Annotated in this window: 21 protein-coding genes and 1 pseudogene; 10 read left to right on the forward strand and 12 right to left on the reverse strand. The window is 70.6% G+C overall.

What is annotated here, in order from left to right:
- Position 1: 1 nt before the first annotated feature.
- Positions 2 to 976: an antibiotic biosynthesis monooxygenase gene (locus ACFYU0_RS04475; protein ID WP_389297695.1), complete on the forward strand. Its 975-nt coding sequence runs from the start codon at positions 2 to 4 to the stop codon at positions 974 to 976.
- On the opposite strand, the gene ACFYU0_RS04480 is transcribed toward ACFYU0_RS04475, so the two are convergent.
- A complete protein-coding gene (locus ACFYU0_RS04480) occupies positions 948 to 1874 on the reverse strand; it encodes a DUF3626 domain-containing protein (protein ID WP_389297697.1) in 927 nt (308 codons plus the stop codon). The genes ACFYU0_RS04475 and ACFYU0_RS04480 overlap by 29 nt on opposite strands.
- Positions 1875 to 2060: 186 nt before the next feature.
- Between ACFYU0_RS04480 and ACFYU0_RS04485 the strand changes: the two genes are divergently transcribed.
- Positions 2061 to 2198 carry a hypothetical protein gene (locus ACFYU0_RS04485; protein WP_389297699.1) on the forward strand — a complete coding sequence of 46 codons (138 nt, stop codon included), beginning with the start codon at positions 2061 to 2063 and terminating at the stop codon, positions 2196 to 2198.
- 33 nt (positions 2199 to 2231) lie between these two features.
- On the opposite strand, the gene ACFYU0_RS04490 is transcribed toward ACFYU0_RS04485, so the two are convergent.
- The 4 genes from ACFYU0_RS04490 to ACFYU0_RS04505 form a co-directional block, all read right to left on the reverse strand.
- Complete coding sequence (locus ACFYU0_RS04490) at positions 2232 to 2591, reverse strand: metalloregulator ArsR/SmtB family transcription factor (protein WP_351663360.1); 360 nt, start codon at positions 2589 to 2591, stop codon at positions 2232 to 2234.
- Between the two features lie 192 nt (positions 2592 to 2783).
- Positions 2784 to 3158, reverse strand: coding sequence for a hypothetical protein (locus ACFYU0_RS04495; protein ID WP_351663363.1), 375 nt, complete (start codon positions 3156 to 3158; stop codon positions 2784 to 2786).
- A gap of 226 nt (positions 3159 to 3384) precedes the next feature.
- Positions 3385 to 3876: a hemerythrin domain-containing protein gene (locus ACFYU0_RS04500; protein WP_351663366.1), complete on the reverse strand. Its 492-nt coding sequence runs from the start codon at positions 3874 to 3876 to the stop codon at positions 3385 to 3387.
- Between the two features lie 31 nt (positions 3877 to 3907).
- Positions 3908 to 4546, reverse strand: coding sequence for a hypothetical protein (locus tag ACFYU0_RS04505; protein ID WP_389297701.1), 639 nt, complete (start codon positions 4544 to 4546; stop codon positions 3908 to 3910).
- Positions 4547 to 4676: 130 nt separating this feature from the next.
- On the opposite strand from ACFYU0_RS04505, the gene ACFYU0_RS04510 reads away from it, so the two are divergent.
- Together ACFYU0_RS04510 and ACFYU0_RS04515 are read left to right on the forward strand one after the other, a co-directional pair.
- Entirely contained in the window at positions 4677 to 6260 is a 1584-nt protein-coding gene (locus tag ACFYU0_RS04510) for an FMN-binding glutamate synthase family protein (protein ID WP_389297702.1), read from the forward strand.
- Positions 6261 to 6274: 14 nt separating this feature from the next.
- Positions 6275 to 8038: a thiamine pyrophosphate-dependent enzyme gene (locus ACFYU0_RS04515; protein WP_351663375.1), complete on the forward strand. Its 1764-nt coding sequence runs from the start codon at positions 6275 to 6277 to the stop codon at positions 8036 to 8038.
- A gap of 70 nt (positions 8039 to 8108) precedes the next feature.
- Here the strand turns inward: ACFYU0_RS04515 and ACFYU0_RS04520 are convergent, their stop codons facing one another.
- Positions 8109 to 8522 carry a DUF3224 domain-containing protein gene (locus tag ACFYU0_RS04520; protein ID WP_389297703.1) on the reverse strand — a complete coding sequence of 138 codons (414 nt, stop codon included), beginning with the start codon at positions 8520 to 8522 and terminating at the stop codon, positions 8109 to 8111.
- A 193-nt stretch (positions 8523 to 8715) separates the two neighbouring features.
- Between ACFYU0_RS04520 and ACFYU0_RS04525 the strand changes: the two genes are divergently transcribed.
- Together ACFYU0_RS04525 and ACFYU0_RS04530 are read left to right on the forward strand one after the other, a co-directional pair.
- A complete protein-coding gene (locus ACFYU0_RS04525; protein ID WP_389297704.1) occupies positions 8716 to 10155 on the forward strand; it encodes a hypothetical protein in 1440 nt (479 codons plus the stop codon).
- The gene (locus tag ACFYU0_RS04530; RefSeq protein ID WP_389297705.1) at positions 10152 to 11306 is read left to right on the forward strand and encodes a hypothetical protein; all 1155 of its coding nucleotides are present in this window, start codon (positions 10152 to 10154) and stop codon (positions 11304 to 11306) included. Before ACFYU0_RS04525 ends, ACFYU0_RS04530 begins: the two co-directional genes overlap by 4 nt.
- A 16-nt stretch (positions 11307 to 11322) precedes the next feature.
- Here ACFYU0_RS04530 and ACFYU0_RS04535 read toward each other — a convergent pair whose 3' ends face one another.
- Positions 11323 to 12429, reverse strand: coding sequence for a DUF2235 domain-containing protein (locus ACFYU0_RS04535; RefSeq protein ID WP_389297706.1), 1107 nt, complete (start codon positions 12427 to 12429; stop codon positions 11323 to 11325).
- Positions 12430 to 12462: 33 nt separating this feature from the next.
- Entirely contained in the window at positions 12463 to 16029 is a 3567-nt protein-coding gene (locus ACFYU0_RS04540; protein WP_389297707.1) for a hypothetical protein, read from the reverse strand.
- A gap of 561 nt (positions 16030 to 16590) precedes the next feature.
- Between ACFYU0_RS04540 and ACFYU0_RS04545 the strand changes: the two genes are divergently transcribed.
- The gene (locus ACFYU0_RS04545; RefSeq protein WP_351663393.1) at positions 16591 to 17169 is read left to right on the forward strand and encodes a glycoside hydrolase family 25 protein; all 579 of its coding nucleotides are present in this window, start codon (positions 16591 to 16593) and stop codon (positions 17167 to 17169) included.
- A gap of 86 nt (positions 17170 to 17255) precedes the next feature.
- Here the strand turns inward: ACFYU0_RS04545 and ACFYU0_RS04550 are convergent, their stop codons facing one another.
- Positions 17256 to 19109: a peroxidase family protein gene (locus tag ACFYU0_RS04550; protein WP_389297708.1), complete on the reverse strand. Its 1854-nt coding sequence runs from the start codon at positions 19107 to 19109 to the stop codon at positions 17256 to 17258.
- A gap of 555 nt (positions 19110 to 19664) precedes the next feature.
- Between ACFYU0_RS04550 and ACFYU0_RS04555 the strand changes: the two genes are divergently transcribed.
- Positions 19665 to 20876 (forward strand): M4 family metallopeptidase, encoded by a 1212-nt coding sequence (locus ACFYU0_RS04555; RefSeq protein WP_389297709.1) that lies wholly within the window; start codon positions 19665 to 19667, stop codon positions 20874 to 20876.
- Complete coding sequence (locus ACFYU0_RS04560; RefSeq protein ID WP_389297710.1) at positions 20873 to 21175, forward strand: protealysin inhibitor emfourin; 303 nt, start codon at positions 20873 to 20875, stop codon at positions 21173 to 21175. The genes ACFYU0_RS04555 and ACFYU0_RS04560 overlap by 4 nt, the downstream gene beginning before the upstream one ends.
- Positions 21176 to 21208: 33 nt before the next feature.
- On the opposite strand, the gene ACFYU0_RS04565 is transcribed toward ACFYU0_RS04560, so the two are convergent.
- Positions 21209 to 21523: a hypothetical protein gene (locus tag ACFYU0_RS04565; RefSeq protein ID WP_389297711.1), complete on the reverse strand. Its 315-nt coding sequence runs from the start codon at positions 21521 to 21523 to the stop codon at positions 21209 to 21211.
- Positions 21524 to 21659: 136 nt separating this feature from the next.
- Between ACFYU0_RS04565 and ACFYU0_RS04570 the strand changes: the two genes are divergently transcribed.
- Positions 21660 to 22838: an acyltransferase family protein gene (locus ACFYU0_RS04570; protein WP_389297712.1), complete on the forward strand. Its 1179-nt coding sequence runs from the start codon at positions 21660 to 21662 to the stop codon at positions 22836 to 22838.
- Between the two features lie 49 nt (positions 22839 to 22887).
- Here ACFYU0_RS04570 and ACFYU0_RS04575 read toward each other — a convergent pair.
- Positions 22888 to 22983: pseudogene (locus ACFYU0_RS04575) on the reverse strand.
- 143 nt (positions 22984 to 23126) lie between these two features.
- The gene (locus ACFYU0_RS04580) at positions 23127 to 26051 is read right to left on the reverse strand and encodes a hypothetical protein (protein WP_389297713.1); all 2925 of its coding nucleotides are present in this window, start codon (positions 26049 to 26051) and stop codon (positions 23127 to 23129) included.
- Between the last annotated feature and the right edge of the window lie 2 nt (positions 26052 to 26053).

A 26053-nucleotide genomic window follows, 5' to 3' on the forward strand; every position in this document is an offset into this window, starting at 1 on the left:
CATGAACACCGGAAGAAACGTAGCCGCCGCGGCGACGGCGATCATCGGCCAGAAGATCCTGCCCGGAGCGGAACAGGAGTACGAGTCCTGGCAGGAGAACCTCAACGCGGCCGCCGCCTACTATCCCGGCTTCCTCGGCGCCGAGATCTCCCCGCCGACTCCGCTGCAACCCGACTGGGTCGTCGTGTACCGGTTCGACTCGGTGGCCCATCTGCAGGCGTGGATCAACAGCGCGACCCGGCAGACGTATCTCGACGTCGGCGCGAAGTACTTCGACGGCCCGGCGACCCAGCAGGTGGTCAGCAGCGGCACCCAGTCACTGGATCCGCTGGTGACCGTGGTCGTCACCCACCGCGTCCACCCGAACCAGGTCGACGACTTCCTCGAGTGGCAGCACCACATGGTCGAGGAGGAGAGCAAGTTCGAGGGGTTCTGCGGCACCGAGCTGTTCCGCCCCATAGAAGGTCTCCAGGAGGAATGGACCACGCTGTACCGCTACGACAACGCCGAACACCTCGACGCCTGGCTGACGTCACCCCAGCGGCAGGAGGTGCTGGCCGAGGGGGAGAAGTTCAAGGACTTCAGACTGCACACGATCGACAACTCGTTCGGCAGCTGGTTCGCCTTCCAGGGAAACGGCAAGGAGTCGCCGCCGCCGCCCTCCGAGACGAGGACCTCCCTCGCCGTCTGGGTCGGCCTGTACCCGACCGTCGTGCTCCTGACGCTCGCGCTGTTCCCGCTGCACATGCCGCTCTGGATCGGCCTGCTCGTGGGCAACCTGCTGTCGAGCTTCGCCATGAGCTTCCTGACCATGCCCTACTACGTGAACCCGCTGCTCGGCCGCTGGCTGCGGCCCCCGCCGGAGGAGCCGGCGACCAGAGGCAACCTGCGCGGCCTCGGCATCGTCGCGGTCGCGATGGCCTTCTGGGCTGCCGTCTTCTACCTCGTCACGGTCCGCTTCTGGACCCTTCCCTGACCGGCGCCGCCCCGACGGCCGACGCCCGGAGCAGCCCCGGGGCGCCGCCGGTGTCCGCGCCGGCCGGAGGGCCGAAGCGTGCCAAGCAGTGCCAGACCTTCTTCAGGTCCTGCGGGTCGTACCGGCCTGTCCGGGCCGCGTCTCCGATGACCTTGGGGTCGAGTCGGCCGTCGACCGCGATCTCGGCGCCCAGATCGACGTACCGCTGCCCGCGATAGCCCGGGTGGCGCCGCAGATGCCCCACGCCGAGCCGGAAGCCGGGATGCCACTCGACCGGGCAGGGCAGCCCCCGGGCCGCGTCCTCCACGGTCGTGCCGCGATAACTGACATCCAGAACCAGAGCCTCGACGTCACGGTCGAGTGCGACCGGCCCGTGAACCTGCGCCTCGACATGGCCGTCGAGGACATCGAGCCCATCGGCCTCGGCCAGTTCGACCAGAGAACAGCGATCCGCGACGCCGAAGGCCGAGGGCTCGGCCGAGCTGTCCGGATAGCAGAAGGTGGCTCGGGTGAGGACGTCGGCCGTGAGCCGGAAGTACGAGGAGCCGAAGCGCGGTGCCCCACCGGCGGGATCGCGCCGGAAGTTCAGTGCGCCGTACACAGGGCGTTCGTGCGGAGCGGCCTGGTCGTAGGCGCCCGCGAAGATACGGCTCTCCCAGCGCCACCGGTCCCCGCCGGGGTGCGCGGTCAGGCCGCCGTTGCTGGTGCGTGTGACGAACTGCGACCGGTAGACGCCGTCCGCCGCCATGCTCAGCAGGATCGGCCGGCCACCCGCGACGCGGTCGGGGTGGAAGTTCATCGTCAGCCGCAGCCGAGGGTCCAACGGGCCTCCCGTGGACAGGGAGGCGACGTGGCGCAGTGCCCGCTCCCGCGGCGAGCAAGGCGTGTCAGCCGGCATCCGTGAAGTGTGCACGAGCGCCGTCCGCCGGGACATCTCCATTTCCCTGAGCGGCACTGCTTCTGGACGGATGAAGCAGGCGAGAACGGGCGGTCAGATGATCTGATGCACTCGCGCAGGCATTCACCTGGCTCATCGTCCGGCCCGTACCCGACCAGTACGAGCCCTCACAGAAAGTCTTCCACGATGGCAGAACAGTCGAAGATCCGGCGCAAGCACGCCGTCGTGATCGGGGGAGGCAGCGCGGGCATGCCGGCCGCGGCGGCTGTCAGGGACCGCGTCGACTCCGTCGAGATAGTCGAGGCCCACGAACTGCCCCACTGAGAGGCCGGGGGCGCCGCCGGCCCGACGCCCGCGTCACGCGGCGCCCGCCGCCCGTGGTGGTGAGGTGTCCGTCTGCTGCAGTTCCGCGAGGAGCTGGTTCCGCCCGGCCAGCAGCTCGGTGAGGATGCGGCGGGCGGCGCGCAGGAGTTCGGCCACGTCGCCACCGGCCAGCGCGTACGTGACGGTCGAGCCCTCCCGTGTGGACACGACGATGCCCGCGCGGCGCAGGATGGCCAGCTGCTGGGACAGGCTGGAGGGCTCGATCTCGATGTCGGCGAGCAGGTCCCGCACGGGGACCGGGCCGTGCTGCAGCAGTTCCAGGACCCTGATGCGCGTGGGATGCCCGAGCATGCGGAAGAACTCTGCCTTGGCTTGGTAGAGCGGTACCTGCATAGCGTTCTTCCTGCCTGTTTAGGGGCCTCTCATGGCGCGGCGACGCCCCGGGGACGCGGCCGCGCCATGAGTCCTGCCTCTTCATCTTCTCGTCACGGGCGGCCGACGTTCACGAATTGTCGTCCTCTCCATGTGATGGCTTGAAGAAGTCTTCAATTCATGGGCGTGCGTCAGCCCCGCCTCCAAGAAGCCCTACACCTCGAGTTGCCCTTCGATCCGTTTGAGCTGGTGGCGTGCCATGGCCAGGTTCGAGCGGGCCCTGTCGATCACGAGGTAGAGGAACAGGCCGTTCCCGTCCCGGCCGGTCACCAGCCGGATCAGGTGGTACTGCCCGTCCAGCGTGATCAGGATGTCCTCGATCTGACTCTGGAGTCCGAGGAGCTCCATGGTGCGCACCTTGGCGCGGATCACGTCGGTGTTCCCGGCCGCGGCGACCGTCAGGTCCAGGTCCTTGCCCCCGCCCAGGGTGCCCAGGGCCATGCCGCTCGTGTAGTCGACGACAGCGGCCCCCATCGCCCCCTCGATCCCGGTCACCATCTCCTTGAGTGCCACTTCCACAGTCGCCATCGGCGCCCTCCCCTTGGTTGTCGGCTGCGGCCGGCACCGTTTCCGGGCCCGCCCGTGAACGCACCGTATGCGTATCGAACGGGCGGGGGAGAAGCCTGCTCAAGACCGTCCAAAGATGATCGAAAAGCCTTCCGATCTGATGATCCGGTGATCGGTCTTGCTAGGTGTGCCGCACGCCGTCAGGACGGCGTGCGACGTCATACCCGGAATCACTCAGTGGCGTTCGTCAGTTCTTGACGAGACGACGCACGTTGTCGACCGAGCCGCAACCGGCCTTCAGCTGACGCTCGCGCTCCTCACGGAAAGCCACTCCGAGTTCCTCCCGCCGCTCCATCGCGACGTTCTCGCGGGCGCCGTTGAGGATGGTGCGCTCCTCCTCGTCGGCGTGGTGAGTGACGGCCTCCACCAGCGCCTCCAGCTTGGAGTCCCACTCCTCGGAGCCGACCTCCTCCACCTCCAGGAGCTCCAGGAGGGCCTCGTTGCCCTCGTCGTGCTCGTGCTCCCCGTGCTCGACCTCCTCGTCGTCGATGTCCTTGTACCTCTTCAGGGCCGGATAGACCTTGGCCTCCTCGGCCAGCGCGTGGGCGACCAGAAGGTCCGCGAACTCACGCAGCGCGGCGCCCCGGTCGGCCTCGACGCTGCGCATGAGGCGGAACAGGTCCTCCATGCGCCGGTGGTCCTGGAGGATGAGATCGACGACGTCCTGAGTCTCGGCCATGGCAGGCATCACTTTCGTACGAACGGCTGGGTCACTCCCGTTTACCCACACCATGAGGCATGATTCGGCCGTCTCGTCGGCGCTCGCCACGCCGCAGCGCACGCCGCTGCTTGCCCGGCAACGCGCCGGCCAGCTCACCCACCGGCGCCACGTCGTGGCCTTCGCCGTCCCGGCCGCCCCGGCACCACCACACCGGCGGCCCGTCCGCGTCGGCCTCCTCAGGGTCCTCGTCGTCAGCGGTCCCCACTGGACCCGGATGCAGTCCGATCCCGTGCTCCCAGCAGGTCGGCCAGACCTTCCACAGCAACTCCATGAGGGTCGACTGCGCCGCATCCGCGACCACGGCCAGGACCGTCGCCGCGTCGTCCGGCTCCGGCGGGTCGCCCTCCTCCAGGTCGCACGCGTTCACCGCGTTGCCGTGCCAGCGGCCGTCGGCCATCGCCACGTACACCTGACCCCTGTCGATCCCGCCCGGGGACGCATCCTGCCAAGGCGGCTCGGCCATCAGCACCAGCGCCTCCTGGCCGGGCAGGGTCGCCAGCACGTCGCGGTTGACCACGGCGAGCGCGGCCTCCAGCTTGGGCCACCGACCGGGCTCGGCCGGCCTCGGCTCCGGAGGACCCTGCCGGCCGTGACCAGGATCGTTGCGCGCGTACGAGAAGTAGTTCACCGGTACATCGTCCCAACCGCCCCGGACATCCGGCATCCCCGGTCACCCGCGTCATGGCCGCACTCCGCCCTTGGACCGTTCTTGACGCAGCCGCAGGACTGGAGGGCGATCACCCGGCAATGAGCAAGTGGTGATACGCATTGCAATCGTCGTGCTGACCGTCGTCACGGGCGTGCTCGCGTCCCTGGCAGCGGTCCGGATCTCGCCCTGGTGGTCGGTCGCCGCCGTGCCCCTGGTCCTGCTGGGCCTGCTGGCCGTGTGGGACGTGGTGCAGCGCCGGCACTCGGTGCTGCGCAACTACCCGGTCCTCGGCCACGCCCGCTTCCTCATGGAGCGCATACGTCCGGAGCTGCAGCAGTACTTCATCGAGCGGAACTACGACGGGCGCCCGTTCGACCGGGACGTCCGCAGCATCGTCTACGAGCGGGCCAAGGGCACCGACGCGGAGGAGCCCTACGGCACCGAACGCGACGTCTACCAGCCCGGCTACGAGTTCCTGGTCCCGTCGATGGCGCCGTGCCCGGTGCCGGAGTCGGCGCCGCGCGTACGGCTCGGCGGTCCGGACTGCGCGCGGCCGTACGACATGGCACTGCTGAACGTGTCGGCGATGAGCTTCGGCTCGCTGTCGGCCAACGCGGTCCTCGCCCTCAACGGCGGTGCCGCCGCCGGGGGGTTCGCCCACGACACCGGCGAGGGCGGGCTGTCGGAGTACCACCTGCGTCCAGGCGGTGACCTCGTGTGGGAGATCGGCACCGGCTACTTCGGCTGCCGGACCGACGACGGCGACTTCGACGCGGCCGAGTTCGCCGACAAGGCGGCGCACGACCACGTCAAGTGCGTCTCCCTGAAACTGTCGCAGGGCGCCAAGCCCGGCATCGGCGGTGTGCTGCCCGGAGCCAAGGTGAACGCCGAGATAGCCCGGGTCCGGGACGTGCCCGAGGGACGCACGGTCATCTCCCCGCCCTACCACCGGGTGTTCTCCACTCCGCGCGAACTCGTCCGCTTCGTGGCCCGTATGCGCGAGCTGTCCGGTGGCAAGCCCGCCGGGTTCAAACTCTGCGTGGGCTCGCGCCGGCAGTTCCTGGCCGTGTGCAAAGCCATGCTGGAGGAGGGCACCACGCCCGACTTCATCGTGGTGGACGGCGCCGAAGGCGGGACCGGAGCCGCGCCGCTGGAGTTCGCCGACCACGTGGGCACCCCGCTCACCGAGGGCCTGCTCACCGTGCACAACGCACTCGTCGGGGCGGGCCTGCGCGACCGGATCAGGATCGGCGCGAGCGGCAAGATCGCCACGGGCACCGACCTCGTCAAGCGCATGGTGCAGGGCGCCGACTACGGCAACGCGGCGCGGGCGATGATGTTCGCGGTCGGCTGCATCCAGGCGCAGCGGTGCCACACCAACACCTGCCCCACCGGCGTCACGACCCAGGACCCCCGCCGGGCCCGCGCCCTCGACGTCCGGGACAAGGCGCCGCGCGTCCAGCGCTTCCAGGAGGCGACCGTGGCCAGCGCACTGCAGATCATGGCGTCCATGGGCGTCACCGACCCCGCGGAGCTGCGCCCCCACATGCTCCGCCGGCGCGTCGACCCCATCACCGAACGCTCCTACGAGGAGCTGTACGAGTGGCTCGAGCCCGGGCGGTTGCTCGCCGAGCCGCCGGCTTCCTGGGCGGCCGACTGGAAGGCCGCCGACCCCGACCGTTTCACCGTGTGACCTGGAGGACTCACGTGCCCCGTACCGTTGCCCAAGTGATCGTGGACGCGCTGAGCGAACTCGGCGTGCGCCAGGTCTTCGGCGTCGTGGGAGACGCGCTCAACCCGCTGACCGACGCCATCCGCACCACCGACGGCCTGGAGTGGGTGGGCTGCCGGCATGAAGAGGCGGCCGCCTTCGCCGCGAGCGCCCAGTCCCAGCTCACCCAGACCCTCGGCGTGTGCATGGGAACCGTAGGACCCGGTTCCGTCCACCTCCTCAACGGGCTGTACGACGCCGCCAAGAGCCACGCCCCGGTCCTGGCCATCGCCGGCCAGGTGCCGCTCGCCGAGCTCGGCAGCGACTATTTCCAGGAGGTCGACAACGACGCCCTCTTCAGCGACGTCGCCGTCTTCCGCGCGACCGTCACCTCGCCCGACCAGCTGCCGCAGATGCTGGAGACCGCGGTGCGCCACGCACTGGGCCGCAAGGGCGTCGCCGTCCTCACCGTGCCGGGCGACCTCGGCGAGCGCGAACTGACCGCCGACCGGCCGGCCCGGTTCTCCCTGAACCCCCCGGTCAGCCGGCCGGACGAGTCCGCAGTCATCCGCGCGGCGGAGCTCCTCGACCGCTCCGAGCGCGTCACCCTGCTCGTCGGCGAGGGAGCCCGGGCCGCCCGCCAGGACGTGCTCACCCTCGCCGACCGCCTGGCCGCACCCATGGTGCTCACCCTGAAGGCCAAAGCCGGCTTCGAGGGCGACGGCAATCCCTTCCAGGTCGGCCAGACGGGCCTGATCGGCAATCCCGCCGCGGCGGACGCCCTCCAGGAGGCGGACACGCTTTTGCTGCTCGGCACGGACTTCCCCTACCGGGACTGGTATCCCGAGGGCCGCAAGGTGATCCAGGTGGACACCGAGGCGACCCACATCGGACGGCGCGTGCCGGTCGAGATCGGGCTGGTGGGGGACACCGGCGCCACCGTACGCGACCTCCTCGAGCACCTCGCCGCCGCGCCCGCCGGGTCCGACGGCGCACGCGACCGCTCGCACCTGGAGAAGTCGCGGAAACGCTTCGAGCAGTGGCGCACCGGTCAGGCCCGGCTCGCCGACCCCGCGCACGACAAGGGTGTCGTGGGCCGCATCCGCTCCGCGCTGGACAACAGGGCGCACGACATCCGCCCGGAGGCCCTGGCCGCGGCCGTCGACCGTGCGGCGGCGGACGACGCCGTCTTCACCTCCGACACGGGCATGGCCACGGTGTGGCTCTCGCGCTTCGTCGAGATGCGCGGCGAGCGACGCCTCATCGGCTCCTACAACCTGGGCTCGATGGCCAACGCCATGCCCCAGGCCCTGGGCGCCCAGTGCCTCGACCGCGAGCGGCAGGTCGTCGCCTTCTGCGGCGACGGCGGACTGAGCATGCTCCTCGGCGACCTCATGACCCTGAAGACGTACCGGCTCCCCGTCAAGCTCGTCGTCTTCGACAACCGCCGGCTGGGAATGGTGAAACTCGAACAGGAGCAGGCCGGCCTGCCCGAGTTCGGCACGGTGCTCGACAACCCCGACTTCGCCGCGGTGGCCGAGGCCATGGGCATCACCGGCATCCGCGTGGAGGACCCCGCCGATGTGGAGGGTGCCGTGCGGCGCGCCTTCAGCAGTCCCGGCCCGGTGCTGCTGGACGTCCTCACCAACCCCGACGAGATCGCCGTCCCGGCCAAGCCGACCGTCGAGCAGGGCTGGGGGTTCGCGCTGGCCAAGGTCAAGGAGGTCGTGCGCAGCAGCGGAGAGCCGGGCGGGAACTGACCGGAACCTCGGACGCCGGCCGGGCAGGGGCCGTACCCGTCGACGGGCGGCTACGGCCCCTGCCCGGCCGTCAGCGCGCGTCCAGCTCGAAGTCGAACCAGATCCGGTGCGTTCCGTCGGCGTCGACGGCCATGCCTCCGGCACCGGAGATCCCGGCCAGCTCTCCCGTGCCGCTGGAGGGCACGACGGAGAAGAACTCGGCGGTGCGGTCGCTGCCGGACGTCGACGCCGAGTGCACGAAGTTGAAGGCGCCGGCCCGGCCGCACAGCAAGCCTTCGAACGACTCCATGGCCACATAGGTGCCCACACCGGTCGTCTGGTCGAAGGCGGCGGTGAACAAGGTCGCCGAGCGGCCGGCGACCTCGCCCTCGAAACGCTTCTCCATCGTCGCGACGCCCACCGGCAGCCCGGTGGACACCGCCGGGTCCGGTTTCAGCTCGGTGGGTACGAACGCTTCCACGGTGAACGTGCCTGCAGCTCTCATGGCACGACCGTACCGGCGGGGTCCGACACCACCCCTCCCAAAGTCAGTAGAGGGCTTGTGGCCTGCTCTGTTACGGTCCTCTGGCCGGCCGCGGGACTCCGGTGCGACTTCCGGAACCTGCCTATGAAGCAATGATTCGCAGCTCGCGCCCCCATTCCCCGGCCGGCGTCCGCACTCTCGGGGGAAGGCTCGGATGGAGTCGTACGGGGACCTGGTCGCGGCCGACGACGTGCTGCTGTTCGTGAACGCGGCGATCACCTCAACGGGCCAGCGCGAATTCCACAGCGCGGCGGGCGAGCAGCGGCTGTCCCTGGACTTCCTGCACGCGTACATGCTGGGCAACTACCGCGACCTGTACGCCGGGGTCCTGGCGCTCGACATCAACGACCACAACGCGGCCCTCATCATCCGGCGGTTGCTGGAGACCGCCGGCGAAGCCACCGCCGGCCAGCGCCGCAACGAGGGCCGTCTGATCGCGGCCCGTCTGGCGACGCTGCCGCCGCAGCGCGTGTACGCCTTGTTCGACGCCCTGAGCAGGGCGAGGGTCAACAACCGCCGCAGCCGCGCGATCATGCGTGACTGGCTGTCCGGGCGCAAGGACCTGGCGTTCGACGCCGTGAAGTACCGCGGCGGCCTCAAGCGAGCCCTTCGGCACGCGCACGTGACCCCCGCCAACGAGGAACTGGGGACCTTCGTGTTCGCGCCCCTGACCCGACCGCACTACGCGACACCCGTGCTGGAGATGTGGCGTCGCGCGCACTTCGAGCAGGCCGCCCTGTACGAACTGCCCTACACGGTCGCCGAGGGCTTCGCCGCCAAGCACGGCATTCCCCAGGACGTGTTCCTGGCGCGCATCGCGCCACGGATGACCCGTCTGGAGACCCTGCGGCTGCAGGAGTCCGCGCACAAGCGCGGGATCACACCGGTGCAAGCGGACCTGGCGGGGATGCCGCTGACCCGACTGGCGACCTACGTGCTGTCCCTGCCGGTCGAGGACCGCCGGCGCCGGCGTGCCGAGTTGACCCGGGCCCTGGAGGCGGCCGCCCACCGGGTGGCCGGTGTCCACCGGGGGAGCTGGGGCAGGGTCAGCGCGGTCCTGGACGACAGCTACTCCGCCTTCGGATCGGCGCACAAGCGCCGCCGCCCGCTCGCCGTGGCCCTGGCCTGCCACTATCTGCTCGCGGCCCTCGCGAGCGACTACACCGGTCTGTGGACGTCCGGCCGGACCGACGCGCTGCTGGCCTTCCCGCACGGGCCGACGCCCGTCGGCCGACGGATCCTCGACGCCCTGGACACCGCCCCGTCCCGGCTGGTGATCGTCTCCGACGGCTGGGACAACGCGCCTCCCGGACTGGCCGCCGAGGTGCTGCGCGTCTGGCGGACCCGGCTCGACCCCGAGCGCCGCACCAGCATCGTGCACCTCAACCCCGTCTACGACGCCGACGACTTCGACGTGCGCCGGCTGTCCGCGACGGTGCCCACCGCCGGTATCCGCGACGCCGAGGACCTTCCCGCCCTGGTGGAGCTCGCCCAGTTCGCGGAGGGCCGGACTGGACTGACCGAGCTGATCGGCTACATGGACACGCGTGCGGCCCGGATGACGGGCGGGCACCACGAGGAGCGAGTGCGATGACCCGGCTCGACCTGACCGGCCTGGCCGCCCGTCCCTCCCAGGTCTGGAACGCCGTCCGGCTGGTGCCGCTCGTGCGCGACGAACCGATCGGCGACCTCCGGCTGCGCCCGCAGCTCTACGGTGACGGTGCCGGACTGGTCGAGGTCGACCGGCGCCACGCGTACATCTCCTACATCCCGCACGGCTTCGTCGCCACGTGGACCGGCGACGGCACACCGGCGGCCGCCTACGGCACACAGCTCTCCGCCGACGCCGGCTCGGCTCCCGCCGCCACCATGGGTCTGCGCCTCCACCGCAGAATGGCCCGCCGCCAGGCCAAGGACCGGCTGCGGTTCCTCCCCATGCACCTGGCACTGGAGGGCTACCTGGCACTCCACTTCGGCGGGCCCAGCCTCGCCTGGGAGGAGTGGTCGCAGCGGGCGATCCGGCAAGGACTGTCGCCGCGCGTCGAGGAGGCCTACGCGGGCGTCGAAGTGCGCGGACTCGCCGACGCGTTGCGCGTCTTCGAGATCCACCCCGGCCAGTGCGGCGTCATGGTCTACGTCGCCGACGCGCTCGCCGCCGCGTTCGCCGTCCCGCATCCCGACGACTACCGCGCCCTCCACGCGACCCTCCTGCAGGACCTGTACGGCGAACTGATCCACCACTACGCCACGTTCATGCCACCGGTGCCGGACTTCCGGGCCCGCATACCCGACACCCGGATCCGCTCCCTGGACGACCTGCGCACGGCGGTCGCCGCACAGGAGGACGACTGGCAGCGTTTCCACGACGGGAACATGGCGGCAGGCCTGCTGGAACAGCCGTACACCTGGCAGTCGGTCCACCGACTGGGACGCTTCACGCTTGCCCGCTTCCTGCCGTCGTTCCGTCCCAAGCAGGAGAACCACATCGGTGAGGCCATCACCGACGACCGCGGAAGGATCGTCTACCTCAAGACGTTCCGGCTGTCGGAGAGCCAGGTTCGCCGCGGTCACCTGCTCAGCAGACTCGCCGCCCACCACTGGCACCTCGCGAGCACCGCGGTCGACCTCGGCATCGACGAGGCTCAGCTGGGCCTGCGACTGGAGTCCGCCGGCTTCGGGCACCTGCTGCGGCAGGACGTCCTGGACCGCTACCGCAAGCAGCACGGACGAACCCGGGCCGGATGACCGGCCGGACCGCCTCTCACGGCTCCAGGCGGACCCGCTCCCGGTCGGCGAGGTACTTCTCCAGTGCGGGCGGCCGGTAGCCGGCGTCCTTGTCGAAGCGCTCCATGGCCGGCAGCGCCAGGTACTCGTTCCCGTCGGGCCGGCCCTCCGCGTCCTCGGCGCCTGCAATGGCCCGGTGCAGCGGCTGCGCCAGCCGGAACAGGCCGTTGCGCGAGCAGTGCACCTCACCCAGCACATCCGGCCGCACCCGGAACTCGACGGCGTCCTCGGGCCGCATCACGCTCGGCCCGGCGGCGCTGAGCGTCTGCGGATCGAACACGAGCCCGTACCTGTGGGCCTGCTCGACCATCCAGAGCAGGGTGATGTCGGACAGCCCCGTCTCCGGGTAACCGCCGCCGACGTCGCAGTGCACCCCGGCGAACCACACCTGCTTCAGTTCCTGGCCCTGCCGCTCGGCGCCGGGCCGCTGGTGCCAGAGCGTGGGCCGGAACGAGGCGCGCTCCTCGTCGATGGCCAGCGCGTGGAACGCCGCCCTGACCCAACTGCTCAGCTCGGTGTCGTGGAACGCCCACTGCCTGTTGCAGCGTTCCACGACCGCGCCGAGGCCCTTGGACGCGGGAACCGGGATACCGAGGGAGCCGACCGTGTCCCACACCCCGATGAAGCGGATCTTCGTCTCCTGCGCGTACGAGCGGCGGAACAGGGTGGCGGCGGCGCCGCTCGGCTTCTCGAGCCGGTCGCGGTAGAGGTGCCAGGCCTCCTGGACCCGGTCGGCGTGCGCCCGGCGCACGATGCCGGAGTTGCGCACGAGACCTGCCAGACTCCGTACGGTGAACGCACCGCGGCTGAACCCGAACAGGAACAGCTCGTCACGGGGCTCGTACATCTCGACGAGGAAGCGGTAGGCGTCGAGCACGTTGCGGGACAGCCCCACCCCGAAAGCACCACCGCTGAGGTGGTCCCGGCGGCTGGTCCCGACGCCGCTGTGGTAGTACAGCCGCTGGTCCTTGCCCGCGGCGGCCCCGGTGCACACGGACAGGGCGACCTTGGCGACATTGGTTCTGCTGGACTGGTCGGCGAAGTTCCAGGTTCCGTCGCAGCAGATGACGAGACGCTTGACCATGACGGTCCCTCCTGACGAAGGGTGAGCACCCGCTCAGCCCACGCCCAGACCCCGGGAGGTCAGCGGCCTGGGCCGGTGCAGGTGGTCGGGCAGCAGGTCCAGGTGGTGCCTGGCCTGCTCGGCCGCGGGACTCTGGGGGCACTGCTCGAGGATCTGCTGCCAGATGTCCCGCGCGCGGTCGAGATGCTTCTTCCCGTGCCCCAGCGGAGAGGTCGACCGGGCCTCCAGCGCGAGCGCGAGATGGGCCCACTCCTGCGCGTCGCCGGCGGAGTGCTCCACGGCGACCCTGAGGAGACGGACGGCCTGGCGGACCCGGCCCTCACGGTAGGCGACCCACCCGCGGGCGTCTTCGCACACCGCCCGACTGGCCGGGTCCAAGGAGGTCGGCGCGGTCCGCAGGGCGTTCCGGGCCATGCGGTGCGCCTTCCTGAGCTTGATGCCCTGCTCGGCGTAGAACATCGCCAGCTGTGCCTTCAGGCTGACCAGCGCGGCCTCCAGCACCTGCTCCTCGTCGGTGCCACGGGTCTGCCTGAGCCGGTCCCGGCAGGCCCGCTGAGCCGTGATCAGTTCCCGCTCCACCTCCAGCGGCTGCTCACCGCGTGCCAACATGCGGGCGATGCGTTCATGGTGATGGACGCAGTGCGTGCGGTCGGATGTGTCGCCGATGGAGCGCAGCGCGGCGATGGCCTCTCTGGAACGGCCGAGGAGAGCCAGTACTGTGGCCAGCTCCTCGTAGATCTCCGCCTCGAGATCCGTGCTCAGCGAGGCCTCGCGAGTGGCCTTGACCAGCCCTTCCAGGGCGAGGTGCAGAAGCCGTTCGCGGTCGCCGACCGGCGATGCCTCGGCGTGCATGCGGTAGGTGCGCCCCAGTTCCAGACGGCCACGGTCCCGTTCCTCCCCGGCCGGCAGCAGCTCGATCAACCGGAGGAGCGTCTGCCGCGCCAGGTCGTACTGGGCCCGCTGCTCACGGTACAGAACCGCGAGCGTGAACCGCGGATAGGCGTAGAGGGGATCCAGTTTCAGGGCGTCGCGGCAGTCCTGTACTGCGTCGTTGATCCGTCCCTGACTGGCGTACACCGCGGCCCGGCCCGCTGTGGCGCGCGCTCGCGGGGAGAGGTCCGGCGCTTCGGCGGTCAGCTCCGTGAACCGCTCCCGGCCCTCGTGCCCTGTGTGGTACTGCGGCCGGACGGTTTTGGGCGACTTGTTGATCGCCTCGTCGTAGTTCGTGATGGCGGCTTCGTAGTTCCTGGCCGCCGCCCTCTCCTTGGCCGTGGCCCTGCCGCCGTGCTCTCGGGCGGACAGGGAGTCCGCGAGGGCGGCGTGCGCGTCGGCGAGTTCCACATACCACAACGGCGGCACCTCCACTCCCGGCGGCGGCCTGTCCGTGACGGCCCGCGTGAGGTGCCGGACGGCCAGCCGGAACTGCGCTCGCTGGTCACCGGAAGGGTCCATCATCAGCGCCAGGGACGTGTGCAGCAGGCCGATCTCTCGTGACACGTAGGCGACCTCGGGTTCCGTCCGGCCGTGCTGGGCGCAGAGCCTGCCGATGTCGCCGAGCGCCGCACGCAGACGATGCGCGTTTCCGCTCTGCTGTGCACGGCGGGCGGTGTCCCACGCCTGCGCCCAGAGCCGGGTGAAGTGCTTCCGGGGACCGGCGGCGCCGTCGGCCGACCACTGGGTGTCGACCATGTGGCGTACCTCGTCACTGCCCGGGTCCAGGGCCAGTGCCTTGCCGGCGAGCGAGCGGGCATGACGGTCGTCCGGTGCGAGCAACGCGAGCAGGAGCCAGGCCATGGCGTCGTCCGGACGCCGGTGCGCCGCCAGCACGAAGAGGTCCGCTGCCAGCGCGTAGTCGTCGCCCCTCCTGCTGGTCATCGCCGTGAACACACCCAGGTCCCGGGGCGTGATGTGATGGTTCTGCGGGTCCCGCTGCAGGGCCTCCATGAACGCGTGCCACGCGCCGTCCCCGAGGTCGTACCGCAACAGCATGCTGCCGCGCAGGGCGTGCAGTTCGGGCATCCCGGGAGCCCACCCGATCGCGGTGCCGATGCGGTTCTTCGCGTTCCTGACACAGCGCTGTCGGTGTTCTCCCTCCGCTGCGTCCGCGAGCTGGGCCCAGCACTTGGCCTGCTGGCCGATGACCTGGGCGATCCGCTCCGTCAACGGCCGCACCGCGTTCGCGTTCCCGTCCCGGACGAGCCGTCGGGCGCGCTCGTCGACGAGGTCCTGTTCCGCGCGACGGAAGTTGGCGAGCGCCTCCCACGTCCTGCCGTCGGACTCGTGCTTTCCCAGGGTTCGCCGCTGCCCGCCCTGCTTCCGTAGCGCGTATCCGAGCCAGTACCTGGCGAGCGTGCTCTCCATGGAGTGGGCGCCGGAGGGCTGCTCGAGCGCACTGCGGGCGGACTGGACCGCCTGTTGCAAGAGGTCGGCCCGCTTGTCGTCCGCCAGTTGGGGCGATCGGGCCTTGTCGAGGAAGGCACGTGCCAACTGGACACGGGACGGCGCCAGTGCCGGGTCGAGATCGACCGCTTTCTGCCACATGCGGATCGGTCCGTCTCCCATCGCCTCCGACACCGTGAGACGGATCTCGGTCCGCACGCGCCGCTGCTCCCGGTAGACCAGACCGAGGTTGTGGTACGCCGCGGCGTACTCGGGGCTGTGGGCGAGGGCCGCTCGGAAGTGGTCCTCCGCCTCGTCGAGGTCCTGGAGCGCGCCCTCCCGCTGGAAGCGCTGATAGCTTTCGAGTCCGTCCACCAGCCGCTGGAAACTCTCGACGTCCGCGGCCGACTCCGAGGCTCCGGGGCGGTCGAGCTCTATGCGGTGCGCCAGCTCCCTGGCGAGGCGCCCGTCGGGCGAGCGGGTGTCGCCGTCGACCCGTATCTGTGCCGACCAGGTACGACCGCCGCGCAGCCCGGCCTGGCTCGCGACGACCCGCAGCACACCGTCGGCCTCCATCAGGGACCCCTGAAGCGTCGTGCCGAAGATCCGCTCCACACATGCGAGCACCGTGCCGACCTGGAGCTTCAGGGGCCCGAGGGTGATGGTCCCGACCTCGGTCGGTTTGATGTCCCCGGGCAGGCCCGTGGCCGCCACCCCGGTCTTGAACGGCACCCGTGCGGACGACCGCCGCACCATGTCACCCCGACGGCCGGCCGGATTGAGCACGTCCGCGGGCGTCCGGAACGGCTCCTGCCGCACCAGGTCGACAATGCGGCGTATCTCGTCGTCGAGCAGCTCGGCGAAGCCGGCGGCGACGGCGGCCGCCTGCCGGTCGCCGGCTCCGTCGACGAGGTTCTTGAAGGGCAGGATCCTGACCGGCCGGGAACGTCCCAGGTGAGCGGCCGCCAGCAGCACACCGAGACAGACGATGGCCCAGTCGACGGGAGACAGGTTGCGGAGGTGGTTCGCCCCCGTCGCCCTCAGGACGACCAGCACCACGAACGCGACCGTCAGCAGGAGCAGGATCTTGTTCGTGCTGCCCAGCGCCCGATACCAGAGCAGGAGGATCCGCCGAGCCTGACGGGCGGGTGTGAACGGCTCGGAGACGGCGATGCGGGACGTCTCCTTGACGAGATGTCCGAGACGCTTGAGGGAGGGCATGCCCCTGCACCCCTCTCGTGGCGCCTGATCCCCGGCGGCACCCTTCCGGTTCCCGCGCGCGTCCGGTTCCTCAGGGGCGCCACATTCTTCAGATCGAGCAGATGGGCCGGACGGCGCCCGGCCCCGCGATGACCGGGCCACTTCGTCTCGCCGGGGACGGGGTCTGTGGGATCGCTGGTCGGAGTGGCGGTGACTGTTTGCGTACCTTCCTGCTGCAAGCGTCTCTCTTGCACCGGCGGCTGTCCAGTCCCGAATATGTTGACTCGTCAAATGCTTCGGGGTGTGCCGCCGGGCTCGGCGCGATGACTCCATCGCTCGTTCGACGTCTGCGAGTTGCATGTCTTCGCCGCTGGTCAGATCGTGGAAGGAGACCGTGGAGGACCGCACCGTGCCGGACCGGCGCGCGGACGCCTGGTATCCGAAGCGGCAGCACCACGAGCACTACGGCGTCCAGGGACGCCGAAGTCGTCGACGGGTCCCCCCTCGGACGAGGCGTGACGTTCTCCGCGTGGCCGCCCCACGGCGCTCCCTCCGGATCAACGCATCGGGAGGATCACCGTGATGATCAAGGGCTACGACGTATCCGCCTTCCAGAGCGCGAACTTCCCCACCGCCGGCACCAGTTTCGCGTTCATCAAGGGCACCGAGGGACGTTCTTACGTGAACCCCAAGCAGAAGGAGCAGTCCGCCCACGCCCGCGCCGCGGGCCTGGTCGTCGGCTTCTACCACTTCCTGCACCCGGGGCACATCAAGGAGCAGGCGGCTCACTTCGTACAGGGCTCCGCGAGCATCGAGTACGACCTGCTCGTCGTCGACTGGGAGACCAACCCGGACGGCACCGCCGCGACCTGCGCGGAGAAGGACTCCTTCATCGCCGAGGTCAAGCGGCTGCGCGGCTCCGCCCACAAGGTCGGGTTGTACTGCAACCGGGACTTCTGGCGGCACCGGGACACCACCGGCAACGCCGGCGACTTCCTCTGGATCGCCGAGTACGGCGTCGCCGCGGGCAAACCCGGCATCCAGAGCAAGTGGGTGTTCCACCAGTTCACCGACAAGCCACTGGACACCAACGTCTGCGCCTTCGGCTCCAAGGCCGAACTGGTCGCCTTCGCGGGCGGTGTCAACGGCGTGAAGAACTGAAGTCCGACACCGGCGGGCGGAGCCTGAGGCTCCGCCCGCCGATCCGCGTACCCTCACCCGTCCCGGAGCTTGGCCCCACCTTCGTCTCAGGCGTCCTGCGGCCCGGCTTCGTGCCAGGGCGTGAAGGCGTTGGTCAGCCCCGACAGGGCCGTACGCAGCTCGGGGTGGTGGCGCAGCAGGACGGTGACCATGCTGTTGTCGTCGATCCAGGCCAATCCGGCCTTCGAGTAGACCTCGGGGGTGTAGTACGTGGTGAAGAAGCGGTCGCTGTTCAGCCGGCGCGAGGCCATCAGGATGAAGATGCGGAACGCCGTGTCGCTGAAGGCGAATCCGGCCGGTAGCTTCTCCGCGTACAGCCCGACCATCAGGTCGACCTTCTCGATGTCGCCGCCGTAGAGCCGCTCGATCTGCTCGGCGGACGCCGGGTCGTGCGCCAGATCCGTGAAGTTCTCGGCGGGCTTGAGCCGCAGCAGCCGCCGGAAATCGTTGTAGCGGGGCACCCCCAGTTCCCGGGAGCGCAGGATGTCGGTCGCGGCGAGATCCTGCAGATGACCGTCGGGCCGCACGAACTCCTGAAGGAAGCGGGGGAAGTTGTGCAGCGTCACCAGCCCGGGATGGAGCGTGCCGAAGCTGTACAGCAGGTCGGCCATCTCCGTGTCCCGCAGGAAGTTCACCGCCCCCGGGCCCGAGATGTCGCGCAGGGTGCACCGGCGCAGGGTCGTGTCGTCGGTGGCGGAACGCAGGTGCCAGTCGTCGCGGATCAGCGGATGCATCCGGTAGACCGCCACGAACTCCTCGGTGAGGGCGTAGGGGACGCCGTAGTGGTCGGTCTCGCCGCCGGGGATGCCGCTGATCACCTCGCTGCCGCCGATCCGGCCGAACATGTTGTGGACGCGCTCGCCCGCGACGCCCCACCAGTTGGCCCGCAGTGCCTTCACGGTGGTGGGGTGGCTGATCACGGCCGGCGTCCACTCCACGGTGTGGATCTTGGCGAGGAGCGCGGCGTTGACGAGCCGCGCCCGCTGGAACAGCTCCTCGTCGCTCCACGAGGGGTAGGCGCCGTGCAGGTGGTCGCAGATCGCGTTGTGCTCCCTGGTGAAGAGGTCCTGCATCATCGCCAGGCCCAGCCAGAAGCCGGGAACGCGCGTCGGGTCCTGGGACGGGTCCGCGGGGACGGGGGCCTGCTCGTCGTCCCAGAGGTGCAGCCTGCCGAGTCGCCCGGTGCGCAACTGGTGCTGCTCGACCTCGTTCCTGCCGTAGATCTGGGAGGCGTCCCACCAGTGGGAGGAGACGTTGACGCGGGTGTCGGGCGTCCCGAGAGGCGCCTGCGGGTCACGAGTCGGGTCGTCCGGGGTCCGGAGGATCTTCATGGGGTTTTCCGGCCACGGGTCGTCATCGAGCAGGGGAACCTCCCAGGGCCGGTCGGCGGGGCTCGTCCCGTGACTGAACCAGTCACGGATCATGAACTGGAGCCAGGCGGAGACCAGGGAGTTCACGGACTCGGCCGCGATGAGTTCGTGGCGGGTGAGCAGGGTGCGGCTGACCTCGCGCGGACTCGGCGCGGCCAGTACGTCCCCGGGTGCGGTCGGGGCGATGTTCCCCAGGGGGATGTTCCGGCCGAAGCGGGTGCCCGCCATGCCCATGCGCGGGTCGCCGAGGTCGTTGTGGCTGCCGTCGGCGGTCCGGTTGACCCGGTGCCACGCGGACGGCGGCGCGGGCTTGGGCCCGTTCACCGAGGGCAGCCCGCCGGTGTCGTACAGGTTCTTCTGCCGAAGCCTGATGCGCAGTCCGAAGAGCGTCAGCAGACCTGCGGCGACGGGGAGTTGGTCCCAGCCGACACGGCGGTCGACGTACTGGGCCGCGCCGGTGACGACGCGCCAGGGGAGTGACGTGCGGTATCCGGCCGGGGAGCGCCGAGCGGCGCGTCGGTGCGTGCTCATCGCGATACTCCTTGGGTGTGGCTCCTCGATGATCAGGCGAACGGGCGCGGCGATCGAACAGCCCGAAGCCGGCGGCGGCGGATGTGCTGGTTCTCGCGCCGAACGGGACTGTCGGCCGAACCTCACGGAAAAGGGGAGAAGGACACCCGGAACGCACTCCTACTGCCAGGCTATGAGGACGACTGCGCGGCTGCACCTCGGGGACGCGATATCCATTGGCGTTTCACCTTCAACCAAATTGGCTACTTTTCACGGTCGGGCAGCCGGCTCTCCGGCCCTCGGTTTGCATTTGCCACTCACTGTGGACGGCAGGAGACTGGACATATCAGCGTGACAGCGCCGCTGGAAACGGGAATGGGCGCCACCGACGCCTCCCCTTCTGCTGCCCGCCAACGGGCATCCGCGTTCTGCCTGCGACCGGCTGTGTCGCATACCGGAGAAACCGTCATCCCGCGGCGACGGCCGAACCACGACGAGCGGTGATCCGAGAACGGCCGAGTACGCGGCGGAGCGCCGAACGATCAGCCGTCGGCCCTCTCACTCAGGAGGTGTCCCATGAGCAGGGCTCGCCCGATCAACTGCATCATCCCTCCGTACATTCTCGACAAGCTCCTGGACAGCGAAGACAGCGAGGTGCGCCGGGCCGCCTTGGACACCCTGCTGGTCACGGCTCGTCTGCGGGGTGAGCGAGCCGTCCGGGCGTCCTTCGCCGGCGCGGCCGCTCCGGGTGACGGTCGGCGCACCGTCTTCGACTGCGAACAGGCGGAAACGCTGTCCAGCGCGGTCCTGGCCCGGCCGGAGGACGGCCCGGAGGTCGCGGACCCGTCCGTCAACCGGGCATTCGACGCACTCGGCCTTACGCGCGACTTCTACAAGGAGGTGTTCCAGCGCAATTCGGTCGACGACAGGGGGATGCGCCTGGACGGATACGTGCACTTCGGTTTCCAGGTCAACAATGCGTTCTGGGACGGACGCCAAATGCTTTTCGGTGACGGGGACGGGAAGGAGTTCAGCAATCTCACCGGATCGCTCGAAGTCATCGCCCACGAGTTGACGCACGGAGTCACGGACAACACGTCGGAGTTCGAGTACCACAACCAGTCCGGGGCCCTGAACGAATCGATGTCGGACGTCTTCGGGTCGCTGGTCAAGCAGTGGTCGCTGAAGCAGACGGCCGAGGAGGCGGACTGGCTGATCGGGGCCGACGTGTGGACTCCGGGAATCGGGGGCGACGCCCTGCGGTCGATGAAGGACCCGGGGCACGCCTTCGACAACCCGCAGTTCGGGAAGGACCCCCAGCCCGACCGGATGAGCAAGTTCATCCACCTGCCCGACGCCAAGCGAGGCGACTTCGGCGGAGTGCACTACAACTCCGGCATCCCGAACAAGGCGTTCTTCCTCACCGCCCAGCACATCGGCGGATTCGCCTGGGAGGCCGCCGGCACCATCTGGTACGAATCGCTGAAGGCGTCCAGCGCCCAGGACCAGTTCCAGGACTTCGCGGGCACCACCTTCCAGAAGGCCGGCGAACTGTTCGGCGCTGGAAGCGCCGAGCAGTCGGCCGTGCTGTCCGCGTGGCAGGAGGTCGAGGTCCCGGTGAAGGGCGTCCCGACCGGAGTCGCCCGGGTACGGCGCTTCGCGGCCAACGGCGACGGTGCCACGGGCCGAGGTGACGGCCAGGCCGCCCTCGCCAGGCAGATCGGGGCCCTGAACGACAAGATCTCGGAGCTGGCCAAGGACTTGGCCGCCCTCAAGGGCGCCAAGTGAAGCTGACACTGGAGACCTTCGGCGGGCTGGCGGCCGTGACCGACCTCCGCCGCCCGCCCAAGGTCCTGGATACGGAGGCCCTCCCCGAGACCGCCACGGCCGAACTGACCCGACTGCTCGAAGAAGCCGCCTCGACACCCCAGGAGAAACCGCCCGAGCACGCCAGGGACGCGATGAGCTACACCCTCACGGTGCGGACCGGCGACCACGTAAGGGTCCTCGAACAGTCGGACGCCGCCATGACCCCTGCGTTCGCCGAGCTGCTCACCTGGCTCAAGAGACGGTTCGCGCAGCAGTGACGCGCGATGGGCCGGGGCGTCGGGCGGCGTGAGTCACCCCTCTACGGTCAGTCCCGCCACGAAGTCCCCGAGATCGGCGGCGCGGGGCGGTGCCTGGCCGTGCAGGAAGCGCTGGTAGTGGGCGGCGACGAGACGGCGCAGGTCTGCCTCGGCCGGTGCATCACCGCTGAGTTCGAGGGCGACCCGATGCGGCTCACCCGTCATGCGCAGCGGTCTGGCCAGGGCGTCGAACCCACAGGCGTACTCGTCGGGCATCTCCCACCATGCCTCGGCGGACGCGCGGTCCTGGAGGACGTACATGTGGTGGTCGTCGTCGAAGAGGATCACGGGACCGATCGGCGTAGTCACTCGTGGAGTATGACGCAGCCCGCGGCGTACAGATGCCGTTCACCGTCCGGGGCGCGTGATGTAACCCGGTGCTTCACACGGGTCGCGAAAGTGGCGGTTCCCGTAGCCACAGCCCTGTCAGGAGTACGCGCCCGCGATGGACAGTCCGCCGCCGAGACCCGTCGAGACCCGCGGTTCCACCGACCGCGCCGCTGCCACCGGGGTGAGCCCGGCCCGCAATCCCTGGTGGGACAACACACGCTTCGTGTCCGCCTCGTTGATCGTGGTGCTGCACACGATGGGCAGCATCATGGACCGCTACGGCCCGCTGCACGCGTTCCACGTCGCGGCCTGGGCGTTCCGGGTTCCCGCCTTCGTGGTGCTCGCCGGGGTGTTCAGCAGCGCCGGGCCGCTCGGGCCGCGCCATCTGCGGACCCTGTTGCGCAGCATCGTGCTTCCCGCGCTCCTGTTCAGCCTGCTCTTCTCGGTGGAGTCGTACGCCCTCGGCTCGCCCTTCACCCTGCACGTCACCCAGCTTCCGTGGACCCTGTGGTTCCTGATGTCGCTCTTCTTCTGGCGGCTGCTGCTGCCGCTGGTGGCACAACTGCGCCATCCGCTGGTGGTGACTACGGCCGTGGCACTCGCGGTCGGCTACGTCGAGGAGTTCGGCCTGCAGTTCTCGGCCAGCCGGACGCTGGTGTACATGCCGCTGTTCTACTTCGGCTGGCGGCTCGGGCAGGGCATGTTCGGCGGGTGGTTCGAGAGCCGGTGGAGCCTGCCGGTGGCGGCGGCCGGGATATGCGCCGCGGGACTCGCGGCCTGGCAGTGGCACCGGGACATCGAGGGCACCTGGCTGTCCATGCGCCACGCCTACAGGGCGGACACCGCGCTGGGCATGGAGGGCGCCTGGCTGGTGCGGCTGGCGGTACTGGCCTCGGCCGCGACGCTGGTGCTCTGCCTGCTGCGCCTGATGCCGAAGCGGCGGCTGCCGCTCATCTCGGCGCTCGGCGCGGGCGGCTTCACCGTCTACCTGCTGCATCCGCTCGTCATCCTGCCGCTGCGGGAGAAGGGCCTCATCGAGCGGGCCGACACCGCACCGGAGCTGGCCGCCCTGCTGCTGGGCGGCGTCCTGCTCACGGCGCTTCTCGCGTCGTCACCCGTGCGCCGCCTGGCCCAGCCGCTGACCAGGCCCCCGGTGGGCTGGCTGCTGGCCCCTGCTCCGGCTCTCGCGGCCGCCCTGGTGCCGGCGGGCGTCCCGGAGCCGACGCACGTGCTTCCGGCGCCCGGAAAGGCGCCGGAAGAGGATCTCCGCGTTGCTCCACAAGGCACTCCGTAGGGCACTGCGTGAGCGCTGTGAACCTACGGGTCGCGCGGAAGGCGTTCGGCGGAGAGGGCAGGATTCGAACCTGCGTGGACCCGTGAAGGGCCCGACCGTGAGGCGAGCTCGCTGGTCCCCGATCAACCACTCCGGGCACCTCTCCCTTGTTCCCGGCCCCGGTTCGCCCGCCGCCGTTCACAACGACGACATTGCCAGGCGCCCCTGACACGTCGCTGACGTGCAGGGGCTCGGGGACCGCGGTGCGCCGGGCACCAGGGCGCCGCAGCCCCGGTGCCCGGGCGGATCTCACTCCTCGTCGCGCAGCCGCCGCGCCAAGGAGGCCAGCGGCTCGGTCTCCCCGGTGTGGCCCAGGGCGCTGAGACGGGACACCGCCGCGTCGAGACGGCTGAGGGCGGGGGCCGGGCGTTCCAGATAGATGCCCTCCACGGCGCCCGCGAGACGGGTGCACTCGGCCCACTCGCCCGCGCGGTCCTGTTCCGGTCCCGGCTCGCCGAGCAGATCGAGGGCCCGCGTCAGGGCGGCCAGCGCGTCCTCGTACTCCCCGGCGTAGGCGTTGACCCGGCCGTGCTCGTAGGCCAGGGCCGAGTCCAGGGAACGGCCGTGGGCCTCGTACCCGGCGGCGCGGGCCTCGTCGGCGATCCGGCCGGCGTCGGCAAGGTAGGCGAGGGCGTCGGCCAGGCCGTCGGAGCCCTGCCGCTGGGCCTGGACGCGGGCGAGTTCACGCAGGCAGTTGCTGAGCTGCTCGTACCGCGGGGCCCGGGCGTGGGCGGCGATCGCCTGGTCCGCGGCCTCCCGGGCCCTGCCGAACTCGCCGGACTCCGCGAGGAGTACGGCCGTCTCCGCGGCGATCATGGCGTGGCTTCCGGGGTCGTCGTCCCAGCCGGAAGACTCGGCCGCGAGCTCGGCGAACTCCGCCGTGGCGGCCTTGAGGTCGTCGCCCGCGTGCAGCGCCCGGGCACGGGTCAGGCGCAGTTGCGCGACGAGCCGGTCGTCCAGTTCGCCGCTGGTGACGTCCGGCTCCGCCAGCAAGGAGTCCAGCAGGGCGATGCAGTCCTCGACCCGGCCCAGATCGAGGCTGAGCTGCGCCGCGTTGCTGTAGGCGCAGAATGCGTCGGTCCGGCTGCCGCGGCGAAGGTCCCGCTCCGCGGAGCGCGTCAGATGCCGCAGCGCCTCCTCGGGACGCCCGAGGTGCATGCTCGCCTCGGCGAGGTCGCCGTGGAGCCGGGCGGTGTCCACCGCCTCGGCCGGCCAGTCGGCGGCCAGCCGCAGGGCCTCGGCCAGGTCCGCGTACGCGGCCTGCGCGTCCCGGAGGCCGAGCTGCATCCGGCCGCGCAGGCCGAGCGTGCGGGGCAGGTGCCAGGCGGGGCCGTCCTTCCTCAGCCGGTCGAGCAGCGCGTCGATCTCGGCGACCGCGGTGGGCAGGTCGCCGGACAGGGCGTACGTGCTGGCCTTCAGCAGCAGGGCGCCGGAGACCTGCGTAGGGATGTCGTGCCGGGTGGCGAAGCCGTACAGCAGGTCCACCTCGGCGAGGACCGGCGCCACGTCCTCCTCGCTCCTCGACGTCTGCAGGCGCAGGCCGAGCGCGGACGCCCGCAGCCGCAGCAGCCGCGACTCCTGGACCGGGGTGAGGCCGCCGGTTCCCTCGTGCAGGCGGACCACCGAGGCGTGCGCGTCGGTCAGCACGGCCGCCTGCGCTTCGGTTCCGTCGGCGCCCTGAGCGGCGCTCTCGGCGGCGGCGAGCAGGGCGCAGGCGCGGGCGAGCGCCGCGTGACCGGGCAGCCCGGCGTCCTCGTACAGGGCGGCGGCCTCCTCGTGGAGGGACGCGGCGGCGGTGTGGTCGTCCTTGACGCCTGCCCGGCCCGCCTCCTCGGCCAGCAGGTCCGCGCGCAGCCGTACGAGCGGGCCGACGGCCGGGTCGTCGGGGTGCACGTAGTCGCGGGCCGCGGTGAGCGTGCGCAGGCGCGCCCAGCAGGCCTGCGCGTCGGGGTGCCCCTGGTCGTCAAGCGCCCTCGCCCGCAGGATGAGTTCCGCCGGCGCGTCGGGCACGGCGGCGGCCGTACGGGCGGCGGGCGCCGCGGCCGGGACGGCGTCGTCGAGGCCGCGGCTGCGCAGGGTCAGCTCCAGGCTCTCCGTGAGCGGGGTCCGGTCCAGGCGGGCCCTGCGGCGGTCGGTCTGGGCCGTGGTCCCGTTGCGGGCGTCGAAACGGGTGGCGAGGTCGTCGGCGCGGCCGCGCACCTCGGCGCGCAGACCGGACACCGTCCAGGAGCGGCCCGCGTATCCGGCGGCGGGCAGCTCGCCGTGGCCGAGGAGCTCGACACGCTGGAGGAGGACCTCCACGCCGGTGAGGAAGTCGAGCAGGTCGAACGGCGAGTCGACCTCGTCGAACAGGTTCCGGTTCTCGGCGAGCAGCTCCAGGCCGCGTGCCTCGTTGCCGGTCAGGGCGCAGAACTCAAGGTGCCTGCCGACCTCCCCGGACATCGAGGGGTTGCGGCGGCAGCCGCGGTAGCCGGCCAGGTGCAGTTCGCGGGCCCGCTCGGTGAGACCGGTGCGCAGCAGGGGCAGCAGGGCGTACGAGATGGAGCGGCTCGGCTCCTCCTGGCAGGACTCCTTGCCCGCCAGGACGGGGTCCCATATGCGCAGCGCCCGCTCGTCGTCGCCCGCCGCGAGGTGGTACCGGGCCCGCTCGCAGATCTCGCAGGCCTCGCAGTCGCTGAGCCGGGTACGGGTACGGCCGGCCCACAGCTCGTAGGCGAGGGGGGTGCCCTCACCGAGGTGGGCGGCCAACTGGTACGCCTGCCCGTAGTAGGGCTGGAGGCCGAGGCCGGCCTTCTCGTACCGGTCCCGCATCTCCGTCAGCCACTGGCGCAGGCTGGCCAGCGGCACCTCGGGCAGTGCGAGCAGCGCGTTGGCCACCCACTTGAACCGCCAGAACAGCATGTGGCGCAGGCGCTCGTCGAAGACGTCGGGCTGCTCGTCGAAGAGGGTGAGCAGACGGGCGAAGACGACGGGCGACTTCCGGGGCTCGGAGCCGTAGGTGTACGCCTCCTGCAGTTCGAGGAGCGCGTGCACGAGGGGGACGGGCTCGGCGAACTGCTCGGCGGCCTCGACCAGTTCCTCGGCCGTGACGGTGCGGGTGCGGCCGTAGGGACGCCGGTCGTTCTCCTGGAGCGCCTGGTACAGCTCGTCGGTGGTCTGGGGTGCGGTCGGCATCG

Source organism: Streptomyces sp. NPDC003720 (genome assembly GCF_042875075.1).
Classification (GTDB): Bacteria; Actinomycetota; Actinomycetes; order Streptomycetales; family Streptomycetaceae; genus Streptomyces.